A 12947-nucleotide genomic window follows, 5' to 3' on the forward strand; every position below is an offset into this window, starting at 1 on the left:
CAAGAGCCGCCGCGCCCCAGCATCTCACCGGCACTATAATTAAAACTTATATTATCAACGCAAATGGATCGTTCTATAGCTCGCTCAACCAGCTCGCGGGCGACTCATGCGCTATTCATGGCTCAGCATTCTCCGGAACGGCCTCACCGGCCAGCGCGGCTGGACGCCCGCCTGGCGCGACGCGGCGCCGAAGCCCGCCTATGACGTGATCATCGTCGGCGGCGGCGGGCACGGGCTGGCCACCGCCTATTACCTCGCCAAGGTGCACGGCATCCGCAACGTCGCGGTGATCGAGAAAGGCTATATCGGCTCCGGCAATGCCGGGCGGAACACCACCATCATCCGCTCCAACTACCTGCTGCCCGGCAACAACCGCTTCTACGAATGGTCGATGAAGCTGTGGGAAGGGCTGGAGCAGGATTTCAACTACAACGCCATGGTCAGCCAGCGCGGCGTGCTGAACCTCTATCATTCCGACGCCCAGCGCGACGCCTATGCCCGGCGCGGCAACGCCATGCGGCTGCTCGGCGTCGACGCCGAACTGCTCGACCGCGAAGGCGTGCGGGCGATGTACCCGTTCCTCGACTTCGACAATGCCCGCTTCCCGATCCAGGGCGGCCTGTTGCAGCGGCGCGGCGGCACCGCCCGGCACGATGCGGTGGTGTGGGGCTATGCGCGCGGGGCGGATTCGCTCGGCGTCGACATCGTGCAGAACTGCGAGGTCACCGGCTTCATCCGCGAGGGCGAGCGCATCACCGGCGTCACCACGACGCGCGGGGCGATCCGCGCCGGCAAGGTCGGGCTGGCCGTCGCCGGCAATTCCTCGCGCGTCGCCGCCATGGCAGGACTGCGCCTGCCGATCGAAAGTCATGTGCTGCAGGCGTTCGTCTCCGAGGGGCTGAAGCCGCTGATCGACGGTGTCGTCACCTTCGGCGCCGGGCATTTCTACATCTCGCAGTCCGACAAGGGCGGCCTCGTCTTCGGCGGCGACATCGACGGCTACAATTCCTATGCCCAGCGCGGCAACCTGCCGGTCATCGAGGATGTCGCCGAGGGCGGCATGGCGCTGATGCCGCGCATCGGCCGGCTGCGGCTGCTGCGCCACTGGGGTGGCATCATGGACATGTCGATGGATGGCTCACCGATCATCGACCACACGCCGGTCGAGGGCCTCTACCTCAATGCCGGCTGGTGTTATGGCGGCTTCAAGGCGACGCCCGGCTCGGGCTGGTGCTTCGCGCATCTGATCGCGAAGGACGAGCCGCACGATACCGCGACCGCCTTCCGGCTCGACCGCTTCCGCGGCGGCCATCTCATCGACGAAAAGGGAGTCGGCGCGCAGCCGAACCTGCACTGATGCGCATTCCCTGCCCCTATTGCGGCCCCCGCGACGCGCATGAATTCGCCTATCTCGGCGACGGCACGCTGACCCGGCCCGATCCGGCGGCGCCCGATGCGGCCGACCGCTTCGTCGACTACGTCTATCTGCGCGACAATCCGGCCGGCGCCCATGTCGAGCTCTGGTTCCACAGCTCGGGCTGCCGCCAGTGGATCCGGGTCGAGCGCGATACGCTGACCCACGCGATCGGCGGCGCGCGCCTCGCGCGGCCGGCGGAGGGCGCACGATGAGCCGCCTTCACGCCGGCGGCCTGATCGACCGCACCCGCCCGCTCTCTTTCACCTTCGACGGCAAGGCCTATCAGGGCTTCGCCGGCGACACGCTGGCCTCGGCGCTGCTGGGCAATGATGTCCGCCTCGTCGGCCGCTCGTTCAAGTATCACCGCCCGCGCGGCATCCTCACCGCCGGCCCGGAAGAGCCGAACGCGCTGGTCGAGCTGCGCACGGGCGGGCGCCGCGAGCCGAACACCCGCGCCACCGTCGCCGAGCTTTACGACGGGCTCGTCGCGCAGAGCCAGAACCGGCGGCCCTCGCTGGCCTTCGACGCGCTCAGCGTCAACCGGCTGCTCGCGCCGTTCCTCGGCGCCGGCTTCTACTACAAGACCTTCATGTGGCCGGCGGCGCTCTGGGAGAAGCTGTACGAGCCGGTCATCCGACGCGCGGCCGGGCTCGGGCGCGCGGCCGAGGCAGCCGATCCTGACCATTACGAAAAGGCCAATGCCTTCTGCGACGTGCTGGTGATCGGCGCGGGACCGGCCGGGCTGATGGCGGCGCTGGCCGCCGGGCGCACGGGTGCGCGGGTGATCCTGGCGGATGAGGATTTCCGGCCCGGCGGGCGGCTGAACGCCGAGACGCATAGTGTCGGCGCGATGAGCGGCAGCGCCTTTGCCGACCAGGTGGCTGCCGAGCTTGGCAGCCTGCCCAATGTCCGGCTGATGACCCGAACCACGGTATTCGGCGTCTATGACGGCGGCACCTACGGCGCGCTGCAGCGGGTCGCCGACCATCTGGCCGAACCGCCGGCCTTCCAGCCCCGCCAGCGCCTGTGGCGGATCAACGCGACGCGGGCGGTGCTGGCGGCGGGGGCGACCGAGCGGCCGATCGTGTTCGGCGGCAATGACCGGCCCGGCGTGATGCTGGCGGGGGCCGCACAGGCCTATGCCAACCGCTTCGCGGTCGCGGCGGGGGATCCTATCGCCTTCTTCGGCAATCATGACGGCCTCTGGCGGGCCGCCTTCGACACGGCGCAGGCCGGCGGCAAGGTCGCGGCGATCATCGACGTGCGCCCGGCCGTGCCACCTGCGCTCGCGGCTGAGGCGACACGCCTCGGCATCCGCGTCATTCCCGGCGGGCGGGTGACGGGCACGCACGGACGCGACCTCACCGGCGTGGATGTAGCAACGTCCAGCGGGCGGGAACGCCTTTCCGTGCAGGGACTTGGCATGTCGGGCGGCTGGTCGCCCAACGTCCATCTCACCTGCCATCACGGCGGCCGGCCGGTGTGGAACGAGGCGCTCGCGGCGTTCACGCCGGGCGCGACGCCGCCGGGCATGAGCGTCGCGGGAGCGGCGGCGGGGCGGTTCAGCCTGGCGGCGGCACTGTCGCAAGGGGCCGAACAGGGACTGCGGGCAGCGGCCGATGCCGGGCTCTCGGGAAGCCTGCCAGACATTCCGCCTGCCGAAGATGCCGAACCATCGGTATCGGCCTTCTGGCATGTGGCCGATTCGAAGGGCGCCGCCTTCGTCGACTTCCAGAACGATGTCACCGCCAAGGACATCGGCATCGCGCATAAGGAGGGCTTCCGCTCGGTCGAGCACCTGAAGCGCTACACCACGCTCGGCATGGCGACCGACCAGGGCAAGACCTCCAACGTCACCGGCCTCGCGATCATGGCCGAGCTGACGGGCGCGGGCATAAGTGCCACGGGTACCACGATTTTCCGCCCTCCGTATACGCCTGTCGCGCTCGCGGCGCTGGCCGGGCACCATCGCGGCAAGGATTTCCGCCCGACCCGGCTGACGCCGACGCATGACTGGGCGGCGCGCCATAGCGCGGTATTCATCGAGAGCGGGGCGTGGCTCAGGGCGCAGTATTTTCCTCGCCCCGGCGAGTCGGACTGGTTAGTCTCGGTCAATCGCGAGGTGGCGGCGGTGCGCGCGTCGGTCGGCATCATCGATGTGTCGACCTTCGGCAAGATCGACCTGCAGGGGCCGGATGTCGGCGCCTTCCTCGACCGGGTCTACATCAACACCTTCTCGACGCTGGCGGTCGGCAAGGTGCGCTACGGGGTGATGCTGCGCGAGGACGGTTTCGTCATGGATGACGGCACCACCGCGCGCCTCGGGCCCACCCATTACCTCATGACGACGACCACGGCGAATGCCGTAAAGGTCTATCAGCACTTGGAATTCTGCCTCCAGGTATTGTGGCCGGAGCTGGATGTGCAGATCGCCTCGGTGTCCGAGCAATGGGGACAGATCGCGCTGGCCGGGCCGCGGGCGCGCGAGGTGCTGGCGCGTATCGTCGACGCCCCGGCCGACGTCTCCAACGCCGCCCTGCCCTATATGGGCGTCGCCGAGGCCCGCGTGCTCGACGGGGTACCGGCGCGGCTGTTCCGCGTCTCCTTCTCGGGCGAATTGGGCTACGAGATCGCGGTGCCGGCGCGCCATGCCGGCGCTCTCGCCGAGGCCCTCATGGAGGCCGGAAAGCCTTACGGAATAACGCCTTACGGGCTCGAGGCGCTCGGCGTGATGCGCATCGAGAAGGGCCATGTCTCGGGCAGCGAACTGAACGGGCAGACCACGGCGAGCGATCTCGGGCTGGGGCGGATGGCCTCCTCCAAGAAGGACTATATCGGCCGCGTCATGGCCGCCCGGCCGGGCCTCACCGACCCTGCGCGGCCCCGTCTCGTCGCCCTCGTCCCGATCGATCGCACCGCCCGGCTGCGGGCCGGCGCCCATCTCGTGGCTGTGACCGATCAGTGCAGTGAGGTGGACGATCAGTCCGATCCGTCCCGCAAAACGACCGGTCAGTCCAGTCCGTCCGATCGGCTGGAGGATCTCGGCCACGTGACCAGCGTCGCCCATTCGCCGGTGCTGGGGCACTGGATCGGGCTCGGCTTGCTTGCGGACGGCGAACGCCGTATCGGCGAGCGGGTGCGCGCCTATGATCCGGTGCGCGGGGGCGATGTCGAGGTGGAGGTGCGCGCGCCCGGCCTCGTCGATCCGGAAGGGGAGCGCTTGCGTGTCTGATGCCGTATTCCCCGGCCTGAGGCCGACCGACGTGCCGCCGGCGGGCCGCTATGGGCTGCCCGGTGCACAGGGCGTCTTAGCCACCCTGCGCGACGATCTCGCCGTCGCCACGCTGGCGGCGCGCAAGGGCGCCGGCGCGGCGCTCGCCGCGGCGGTCGCCGCCGCGTTCGGCGCGCAGCTCGTCGACGGGCCGAAGGTGAGCCCCGGAACGGGCGTCGATTTCGTCGGCACCGGGCCGGGCCGCTGGCTGGCGGTGGCGGCGGACCGGCCGGGCCTCGCGGCCGAGCTCGCGGCAGCGCTCGACGCCCATGCCGCGATCACCGAGCAGAGCGACGCCAATGTCGCCATCGACCTGTCCGGCCCGCGCGTGCGCGAGGCGCTGGCCAAGGGTGTCGCCATCGATCTCGACCCGCTCGCCTTCGCCGCCGGGGACGCCGCCGTCACCTCCGCGGCGTTGATCGGCGTCACCTTCTGGCAGCTGGACGCCGCGCCGGCCTACCGTTTCCTGGTCGGGCGCAGCGTCGCGTCCGGCTTCGTCCGTTTCGTCGTCGCCAGCGCCGCCGAGTTCGGGCTGCGGCTCGACGACGCGCTGTCCGGCAATCTGACCGGACGAGGTTGACCGCGGCGCGGGGCGCGCGTTCCTTCACCTCCCCCGTTTCCGTGTCCGGCGCGCGGACCCGGCGCAGCCTTGCGCCGCCTCGCGGTCCCGCCCCCTGTCGAGATGACGCCATGACCGACCCGACCCACCAGATCGTCCTCACGCTCTCCTGCCCGAACCGCCCCGGCATCGTCGCCGGCGTCGCCACCTATCTGTTCGAGCAGGGCTGCAACATCCTCGAGGCGCAGCAGTTCGACGACACCGAGAGCAAGCGCTTCTTCATGCGCGTGGTGTTCAACCCGACCAGCGGGGACGCCAGCCTCGCGGCGATCCGCGCCGGCTTCGAGCCGGTCGCGCAGGGCCTGAACCTCGACTGGCAGCTGCGCCCGCGCGCCGAGAAACGCCGGGTGATGCTGCTGGTCTCGAAGTTCGACCATTGCCTCGCCGACCTGCTCTATCGCTGGCGCATCGGCGAGATCCCGATGGAGATCGCCGCCATCGTCGCCAACTACCCGCGCGAGACCTATGCCCATCTCGATTTCGCCGGCGCGCCGTTCCACTACCTGCCCATCACCAAGGCGACCAAGATGGAGCAGGAGGCGCAGGTCTGGGCGCTGTTCCAGGAGACTCGCGCCGACGTCGCCGTGCTCGCCCGCTACATGCAGGTGCTCTCGGACGGGCTCTCCGCCAAGCTCTCGGGACGCTGCATCAACATCCACCACTCCTTCCTGCCCGGCTTCAAGGGCGCCCGCCCCTATCACCAGGCGCATGAGCGCGGCGTGAAGCTGATCGGCGCCACGGCGCACTACGTCACCTCCGACCTCGACGAGGGGCCGATCATCGAGCAGGACGTCGAGCGCATCAGCCACCAGGATTCGGCCGAGGACCTCGTGCGCAAGGGCCGCGACATCGAACGCCGGGTGCTGGCGCGCGCGCTCGCCTGGCATCTCGACGACCGGGTGCTGCCGAACGGGCGCAAGACCGTGGTGTTCCGCGACTGAGGGTAGACACCCTGCGGTGCGCCGCCATCATGGCCGGGCCGCAACGTGGATCCCCGGGTCAAGCCCGGCGATGACGGATGGTGGGAGAAACGACTCCGTCCGCGGCGGCGTCATGGCCGGACCTGTTCCGGCCATCCACGACTTCCGCCGGGGGCCGGCGAAGACATGTTAGAAGCCGCCCGCCCGGCGTGCGACAGCAAGGAGACATGCGCGTGATCGAGACCCGGCTGATCGACGGCAAGGGCTTCGCCGAGGGACTGCGGGCGCGGCTGAAGGGCGAGGTGGCCGCCTTCACGGCCGAGACCGGTCACCGGCCCGGCCTCGCCGTGGTGCTGGTGGGCGAGGACCCGGCCAGCGCGGTCTATGTGCGCAACAAAGCGAAGCAGACGGCCGAGGCCGGCATGGCCTCGTTCGAGCACCGGCTGGCGGCGGACACGCCCGAAGCCGATCTGCTGGCGCTGATCGCCGACCTCAACGCCGACGCGGCGGTGAACGGCATATTGGTGCAGCTTCCCCTGCCCGGCCATATCGACAGTTCGCGGGTGCTCGCCGCCATCGACCCGGCGAAGGATGTCGACGGCTTCCATGTGGTGAATGCCGGGCGCCTCGCCGTCGGGCTGGACGCGCTGGTGCCCTGCACGCCGCTCGGCTGCGTCATGCTGCTCAAGCACCATCTCGGCAGCCTCGCCGGGCTGGAGGCGGTGGTGGTCGGGCGCTCCAACATCGTCGGCAAGCCGGTGGCGCAATTGCTGCTGCGCGAGGACTGCACGGTGACCATCGCCCATTCGCGCACCCGCGACCTGCCGGGCGTATGCCGGCGGGCGGATATCCTGATCGCGGCGGTGGGGCGGCCGGAAATGGTGCGCGGCGACTGGATCAAGCCGGGCGCCACGGTGATCGATGTCGGCATCAACCGCGTGCCGGGCGAGGCCGGCAAGACGACGCTGGTCGGCGATGTCGCCTTCGCGCAGGCGCAGGGGGTGGCCGGGCTGATCACGCCGGTGCCGGGCGGGGTGGGGCCGATGACCATCGCCTGCCTGCTCGCCAACACGCTCACCGCGGCGAAGCGGCAGCGGGCGGCGGGCTGACGGGCGCGTTGACCGGCGCGGGCGGCGTGGCGCCCGCGCTCCGGCTCCTCAGTGCTCGATATCGACGTCCTTCGTCTCCGGCCCCAGCAGCAGCGCGATCAGCGTGATGGTCGCCATGGCGGAGAGGTAGACACCGACCCAGAACGGGCTGCCCTCGCCATAGCGCCACAGCGCCACCGCGATGAAGGGGGCGACCGCCGCGCCGAGGATGGAGGCGACGTTGTAGGCGATGCCCGAGCCGGTGTAGCGCACATTGGCCGGGAACAGCTCCGGCAGCAGCGCGCCCATCGGCCCGAAGGTCATGCCCATCAGCGCGAAGCCGAGGATCAGCCACGCCATCACCCCGGCGAAGCCGCCGGCCAGCATCGGCACCCAGACGAAGCCGAAGGCGATGATGGCCAGCGTGATCCAGATCAGCGTGCGGCGGCGGCCCCAGCGATCCGCCCACGGCCCCGACAAGAGGGTGAAGACGCCGAAGAAGACGACGCCGGCGATCATCATCAGCACGAAGCTGCGGTAGTCGTAGCCGAGGCCCGGCACCGGCCCGCCCGGCGCGGCGCGGCCGTAGCTCAGCGAGAAGGTGGTCATCAGGTAGAACAGGACATAGGTCGCGAGCATGTAGAAGGTGCCGAGCACGATTTCGCGCCAGTGGCCGTGGAAGGCGGCGGCGAGCGGCAGCTTGCGGACCTTGCCGGCGGTGCGGGCGCGCTCGAAGGCGGCGCTCTCGACGAGGTTCAGCCGCACCCACAGCCCGACCGCGACCATCACCACGGAGAACAGGAAGGGCAGCCGCCAGCCCCAGTCCAGGAACTCCTGCGAGGGGCGGGAGGGATCGTCCGAGGGCATCGCCGCGGCGATGATCAGGAACAGGCCGTTGGCGACGATGAAGCCGATCGGGGCGCCGAGCTGGGGGAAGGTGCCGTAGACCGCCCGCTTGCCGGCGGGGGCGTTCTCGGTGGCGACCAGCGCCGCCCCGCTCCATTCCCCGCCGAGCGCGAAGCCCTGCGCGAGGCGCAGGACGACGAGCAGCGCCGGGGCGATCCAGCCGGCCATGTCGTAGGTCGGCAGGAGGCCGATGAGGAAGGTGGCGAGGCCCATGGTGAGCAGCGCGCCCACCAGAGTCGCCTTGCGCCCCCGCCGGTCGCCGAGATGGCCGAACACGATCGCGCCCAGCGGCCGGGCCACCATCGCCGCGCCGAACACGGCGAGCGAGGCGAGCAGCGACACGGTGTCGTTGCCCGACGGGAAGAACAGATGCGGGAAGACCAGCACGGCGGCGGTGGCGTAGACGTAGAAGTCGTAGAACTCGATCGTCGTGCCGATCAGGCTGGCGAGGATGACGCGGGAGCGCGGATTGGCGACGGCAACGCCGCCCGCCGGCACCGCGGCGGTTTCGAGGGACATCGTCGGATGGGCTCCGTGGGCGCCGCCGGGCCGGAGCCCGGGCGGAAACGGGATCGGGCGCGCCTGCCGGCCGCGCCCGCGCGATGGCGCCCGTCATATACCGGGCGGGCGGGGGCTTGAACCCGCATTCGCGCCATCGGCCCGCATCGCCGGCCCGCGAGGCATGCGAAAAGCGAAGAGGTCGCGGCCGCGACGGTGCCGCCCCCTCCCGCGCCGGAAGCACGCCGGGCGGCGGCGGCCTATTCCTTCGGGTAGATGATGATGGAGAGATAGGTCATCGGCACCACGAGCAGTTCCTCGGGGCCGTGCGGGGCGCCGGCGTCGAAGAACAGCGTGTCGCCCGGCTCCAGCAGGTAGGTCTGGTCGGCGTGGCGGTACACCACCTTGCCGGTGAGCATGTAGATCAGCTCGATGCCGCTATGGCGGAAGGCGGTGTAGGGGTTGGCTTCCTCGGTCAGGGTGATGAGGAAGGGCTCGACCACGATGTCCGAGCCGAGCGAATGGCCGAGCAGCTGGTAGTGATGGCCGGCCTTGGTGCCGCGCCGCTCGATCGAGACGCCCTGCCCGGCCTTGACGAAGGAGCAGTCGCGCCGCTCCTCATAGCCGGCGAACAGCGCGGAGATCGGCAGGTTGAGCGCCGCCGAGACGGCGTTGAGCGTCGCCAGCGAGGCCGAGATCTGGCCGTTCTCGATCTTCGACATCATGCCCGGCGAGATGCCCGCGGTGGAGGCGAGCTCGGCGCCGGTGATGTCGAGCCGCCGGCGCTGCTGGCGGATCTGCGCGCCGATCGCCTGCTCGAGCGTCATATGGGCGACGCGCGGCGCGTTCGAGCCGGTGGCAAGCGCCTCCTCGGCCGGCTCGGTCCCGCCCATCGGAGGCCCGGCCTCTCTCTCCTCCCCGGCGCCGGCGCGCGGGGCGGTCGAGGGACGGGCGGCATCGGCGCGGGCGGGCGGGCGGGTCATCCTTGCGTCATACCAGCCGAACGGGCGGCGGGGGAAGGCTGGTGCGCGGGCGGGACGCACCGGACGCCCGTGCCGCGGCGTGGAATATTTCTTCAGAAGAATTTTTTGTTCTTCTGATTGACGCCTCCCGGGCCCGGCCCTAAGAAGGTGCGGACGTCGCATGACCGCCGTCAGCGACACGGGAGCCGGGCCATGTGCGGCATCGTCGGACTGTTCATCAAGGACCCGAAGCTCGAACCCGAGCTCGGATCGCTTCTCTCCACCATGCTCGACGTGATGTGCGACCGCGGGCCGGATTCCGCGGGCTTCGCGGTCTACGGCGCCGGCGCCCCGGGGCGGATCAAGCTGACCCTGCGCGGGCCGGCGGGCACGGATTTCCCCGCCCTCGCCGCGCGGCTGCGCGCGGAAGCGGGCATCGCCGGCAGCATCGAGCCGCGTGACACCCATGGCGTCCTCGCCGTCGCGGGCGCCGACGAGGCCGCGGCCCGCGCCGCCTTGAGGCGCCTCGCCCCCGAGATCACCGTGGTCGGCGCCGGCACGCGCATGGAGCTCTACAAGGAAGTCGGCCTGCCGATCGAGGTCGCCCGCCGCTTCAGGCTGGAGAGCATGGCCGGCACCCACGCCATCGGCCACACCCGCATGGCGACCGAGAGCGCGGTGACCACCGACGGCGCCCACCCGTTCTCGACCGGCGCCGACCAGTGCCTCGTCCATAACGGCTCGCTCTCGAACCACCGCGGCGTGCGCCGCGAGCTGGAGCGCGAGGGCCTGCGCCTCGCCACCGACAATGACAGCGAGGTCGCCGCCGCCTACCTCACCTCGCGCATGAACAAGGGCGACAGCCTCGGCGGCGCGCTGGAGCACTCGCTGGCCGATCTCGACGGCTTCTACACCTTCGTCGTCGGCACCGAGAGCGGCTTCGGCGTGCTGCGCGACCCCATCGCCTGCAAGCCGGCGGTGATGGCCGAAACCGATCGCTACGTCGCCTTCGGCTCCGAATACCGGGCGCTGGCCGACCTTCCGGGCATCGGCTCCGCGAAACTCTGGGAGCCGGAACCCGCCAAGGTCTATTTCTGGGATCGCGCCGCATGAGCAGCCTCACCCTGAACCCCGCCGCGCCGTCGGCGAGCGCCCATGTCGTCGATCTCGCCGATCAGGGCGTGCGCGCGCTGAACGCGGCGCTGCACGCGCTGGCGCCGGACACCAACGACACGCTCTGGCAGGTGCTCAACCCGCGCGGCCTGCACGCCATCGCGGCGGGCGTCGACGCCCCGGTCACCATCGAGGTCGACGGCCCCGTGGGCTATTACTGCGGCGGCATGAACAAGCAGGCCGCGATCCGGGTGAACGGCAATGCCGGCGTCGGGCTCGGCGAGAACATCATGTCGGGGCGCATCCATGTCACCGGCGATGCCAGCCAGGCGGTGGGCGCCACCGGCAATGGCGGCCTGATCATCGTCGACGGCAACGCCTCCGCCCGCTGCGGCATCTCGATGAAAGGCGTCGACATCGTGGTGAAGGGCTCGATCGGCCATATGAGCGCCTTCATGGCGCAGGCGGGTTCGCTGGTCGTGCTCGGGGACGCCGGCGAGGCGCTGGGCGACAGCCTGTACGAGGCGAAGCTGTTCGTGCGCGGTTCCGTCGCCAGCCTCGGCGCCGACTGCGTCGAGAAGGAGATGCGCGACGAGCACCGCGCGCTGCTGGCCGAGAAGCTGAAGGCCGCCGGCATCCTCGGCGAGGTCGATATCAGCGCCTTCCGCCGCTACGGCTCGGCCCGCAGCCTCTATCATTTCCACGTCGACAACGTGTCGAGCTACTGAGGCGCGCGATGACCGATCATTCCAACACGCCGCGCACCACGCCCCGCGCCTCGGCCACCTTCGACGAGTACACGCTCTCGGAGATCCGCCGCGCCGCGGCGACCGGCATCTACGACATCCGCGGCGGCGGGGCGAAGCGCAAGCTGCCGCATTTCGACGACCTCGTCTTCCTCGGCGCCTCGATGTCGCGCTACCCGCTGGAAGGCTATCGCGAGAAATGCGCCACCGACGTGGTGCTCGGCACCCGTTTCGCGAAGAAGCCGATCCACCTCAAGATCCCCGTCACCATCGCCGGCATGAGCTTCGGCTCGCTCTCGGCCAACGCCAAGGAAGCGCTGGGCCGCGGCGCCTCGGCCATGGGCACCTCGACCACCACGGGTGACGGCGGCATGACGCCGGAGGAGCGGCTCAGCTCCAAGACCCTCGTCTACCAGTATCTGCCCTCGCGCTACGGCATGAACCCGGACGATCTGCGCAAGGCCGACGCCATCGAGATCGTGGTCGGCCAGGGCGCCAAGCCCGGCGGCGGCGGCATGCTGCTCGGCCAGAAGATCACCGAGCGCGTCGCCAAGATGCGCACGCTGCCCGTCGGCATCGACCAGCGCTCGGCCTGCCGCCACCCGGACTGGACCGGGCCGGACGACCTCGAAATCAAGATCGAGGAGCTGCGCGAGATCACCGACTGGGAAAAGCCGATCTATGTGAAGGTCGGCGCGGCGCGGCCCTATTACGACACCGCGCTGTCGGTGAAGGCGGGCGCCGACGTCGTGGTCGTGGACGGCATGCAGGGCGGCACGGCGGCGACGCAGGAAGTGTTCATCGAACATGTCGGCATCCCCACGCTGGCCGCCGTGCGGCAGGCGGTGAAGGCGCTGCAGGACCTCGGCATGCACCGCAAGGTGCAGCTCATCGTCTCCGGCGGCGTGCGCAACGGCGCGGATGTGGCCAAGTGCCTCGCGCTCGGCGCGGACGCGGTGTCGATCGGCACGGCGGCGCTCGTCGCGCTCGGCGACAACGATCCGCGCTGGGAGAGCGAATATGCGGCGCTCGGCTCGAGGGCGGGCGCCTATGACGACTGGCACGAGGGGCGCGATCCCGCCGGCATCACCACCCAGGACCCGGCGCTGATGGCGCGGCTCGACCCGGTCGCCGCCGGGCGCCGGCTGGCCAACTACCTCGCCGTGCTGACGCTGGAGGCGCAGACCATCGCCCGCGCCTGCGGCAAGAGCCATGTGCACAATCTGGAGCCGGAGGATCTCGCCGCGCTGACCCTCGAGGCGGCGGCGATGGCGCAGGTGCCGCTGGCGGGAACCGACTGGGTTCCGGGCAAGAGCGGCACCTTCTGAGCCAGGATGACGACCGGGCCGCCTGCGGGCGGCCCTTTTCTTGAATGCACCGCACGAGCCCGAACGGGCCGCAGGGGAA

At 70.4% G+C, this 12947-nt stretch carries 11 protein-coding genes; 9 read left to right on the forward strand and 2 right to left on the reverse strand.

The features are described from left to right. Positions 1-106: 106 nt before the first annotated feature. The 6 genes from ACEUEL_RS16835 to folD all read left to right on the forward strand — a co-directional run bounded on the left by ACEUEL_RS16835 (position 107) and on the right by folD (position 7336). A complete protein-coding gene (locus ACEUEL_RS16835) occupies positions 107-1357 on the forward strand; it encodes a sarcosine oxidase subunit beta family protein (RefSeq protein ID WP_405707687.1) in 1251 nt (416 codons plus the stop codon). Beyond that, complete coding sequence (locus tag ACEUEL_RS16840; RefSeq protein ID WP_405707689.1) at positions 1357-1629, forward strand: sarcosine oxidase subunit delta; 273 nt, start codon at positions 1357-1359, stop codon at positions 1627-1629. Before ACEUEL_RS16835 ends, ACEUEL_RS16840 begins: the two co-directional genes overlap by 1 nt. Continuing rightward, complete coding sequence (locus ACEUEL_RS16845; protein WP_405707690.1) at positions 1626-4649, forward strand: sarcosine oxidase subunit alpha family protein; 3024 nt, start codon at positions 1626-1628, stop codon at positions 4647-4649. The genes ACEUEL_RS16840 and ACEUEL_RS16845 overlap by 4 nt, the downstream gene beginning before the upstream one ends. Next, positions 4642-5268: a sarcosine oxidase subunit gamma gene (locus ACEUEL_RS16850; protein ID WP_405707692.1), complete on the forward strand. Its 627-nt coding sequence runs from the start codon at positions 4642-4644 to the stop codon at positions 5266-5268. Before ACEUEL_RS16845 ends, ACEUEL_RS16850 begins: the two co-directional genes overlap by 8 nt. Positions 5269-5378: 110 nt before the next feature. Then, complete coding sequence (gene purU / locus ACEUEL_RS16855; RefSeq protein ID WP_405707694.1) at positions 5379-6248, forward strand: formyltetrahydrofolate deformylase; 870 nt, start codon at positions 5379-5381, stop codon at positions 6246-6248. 206 nt (positions 6249-6454) lie between these two features. Next, positions 6455-7336 (forward strand): bifunctional methylenetetrahydrofolate dehydrogenase/methenyltetrahydrofolate cyclohydrolase FolD, encoded by an 882-nt coding sequence (gene folD, locus ACEUEL_RS16860; protein ID WP_405707696.1) that lies wholly within the window; start codon positions 6455-6457, stop codon positions 7334-7336. 48 nt (positions 7337-7384) lie between these two features. On the opposite strand, the gene ACEUEL_RS16865 is transcribed toward folD, so the two are convergent. Next, positions 7385-8740 carry an MFS transporter gene (locus ACEUEL_RS16865; RefSeq protein WP_405707698.1) on the reverse strand — a complete coding sequence of 452 codons (1356 nt, stop codon included), beginning with the start codon at positions 8738-8740 and terminating at the stop codon, positions 7385-7387. 239 nt (positions 8741-8979) lie between these two features. Beyond that, the gene (locus tag ACEUEL_RS16870; protein WP_405708434.1) at positions 8980-9612 is read right to left on the reverse strand and encodes a helix-turn-helix domain-containing protein; all 633 of its coding nucleotides are present in this window, start codon (positions 9610-9612) and stop codon (positions 8980-8982) included. A 282-nt stretch (positions 9613-9894) separates the two neighbouring features. Here ACEUEL_RS16870 and ACEUEL_RS16875 point away from each other — a divergent pair, with 282 nt between their 5' ends. Genes ACEUEL_RS16875 through ACEUEL_RS16885 form a run of 3 tightly spaced genes read left to right on the forward strand, consistent with a single transcriptional unit; the run spans position 9895 to position 12868 of the window. Next, on the forward strand, positions 9895-10794 hold the full coding sequence (locus tag ACEUEL_RS16875) for a class II glutamine amidotransferase (protein WP_405707700.1): 900 nt from the start codon (positions 9895-9897) through the stop codon (positions 10792-10794). Further along, positions 10791-11522, forward strand: coding sequence for a GltB/FmdC/FwdC-like GXGXG domain-containing protein (locus ACEUEL_RS16880; protein WP_405707702.1), 732 nt, complete (start codon positions 10791-10793; stop codon positions 11520-11522). The genes ACEUEL_RS16875 and ACEUEL_RS16880 overlap by 4 nt, the downstream gene beginning before the upstream one ends. A gap of 8 nt (positions 11523-11530) precedes the next feature. Continuing rightward, positions 11531-12868 (forward strand): FMN-binding glutamate synthase family protein, encoded by a 1338-nt coding sequence (locus ACEUEL_RS16885; RefSeq protein WP_405707703.1) that lies wholly within the window; start codon positions 11531-11533, stop codon positions 12866-12868. Positions 12869-12947: the final 79 nt, after the last annotated feature.

The organism is Ancylobacter terrae (genome assembly GCF_045108345.1).
GTDB lineage: Bacteria > Pseudomonadota > Alphaproteobacteria > Rhizobiales > Xanthobacteraceae > Ancylobacter.

Excerpts from the sequence above, each read along its gene's own strand:
- ACEUEL_RS16865 (WP_405707698.1), bottom strand. The coding sequence starts at position 8,740 with ATGTCCCTCGAAACCGCCGCGGTGCCGGCGGGCGGCGTTGCCGTCGCC.
- folD (WP_405707696.1), top strand. The coding sequence starts at position 6,455 with ATGCGCGTGATCGAGACCCGGCTGATCGACGGCAAGGGCTTCGCCGAG.
- ACEUEL_RS16885 (WP_405707703.1), top strand. The coding sequence starts at position 11,531 with ATGACCGATCATTCCAACACGCCGCGCACCACGCCCCGCGCCTCGGCC.
- ACEUEL_RS16870 (WP_405708434.1), bottom strand. The coding sequence starts at position 9,612 with ATGGGCGGGACCGAGCCGGCCGAGGAGGCGCTTGCCACCGGCTCGAAC.
- ACEUEL_RS16880 (WP_405707702.1), top strand. The coding sequence starts at position 10,791 with ATGAGCAGCCTCACCCTGAACCCCGCCGCGCCGTCGGCGAGCGCCCAT.
- ACEUEL_RS16875 (WP_405707700.1), top strand. The coding sequence starts at position 9,895 with ATGTGCGGCATCGTCGGACTGTTCATCAAGGACCCGAAGCTCGAACCC.
- ACEUEL_RS16840 (WP_405707689.1), top strand. The coding sequence starts at position 1,357 with ATGCGCATTCCCTGCCCCTATTGCGGCCCCCGCGACGCGCATGAATTC.
- purU (WP_405707694.1), top strand. The coding sequence starts at position 5,379 with ATGACCGACCCGACCCACCAGATCGTCCTCACGCTCTCCTGCCCGAAC.
- ACEUEL_RS16835 (WP_405707687.1), top strand. The coding sequence starts at position 107 with ATGCGCTATTCATGGCTCAGCATTCTCCGGAACGGCCTCACCGGCCAG.
- ACEUEL_RS16845 (WP_405707690.1), top strand. The coding sequence starts at position 1,626 with ATGAGCCGCCTTCACGCCGGCGGCCTGATCGACCGCACCCGCCCGCTC.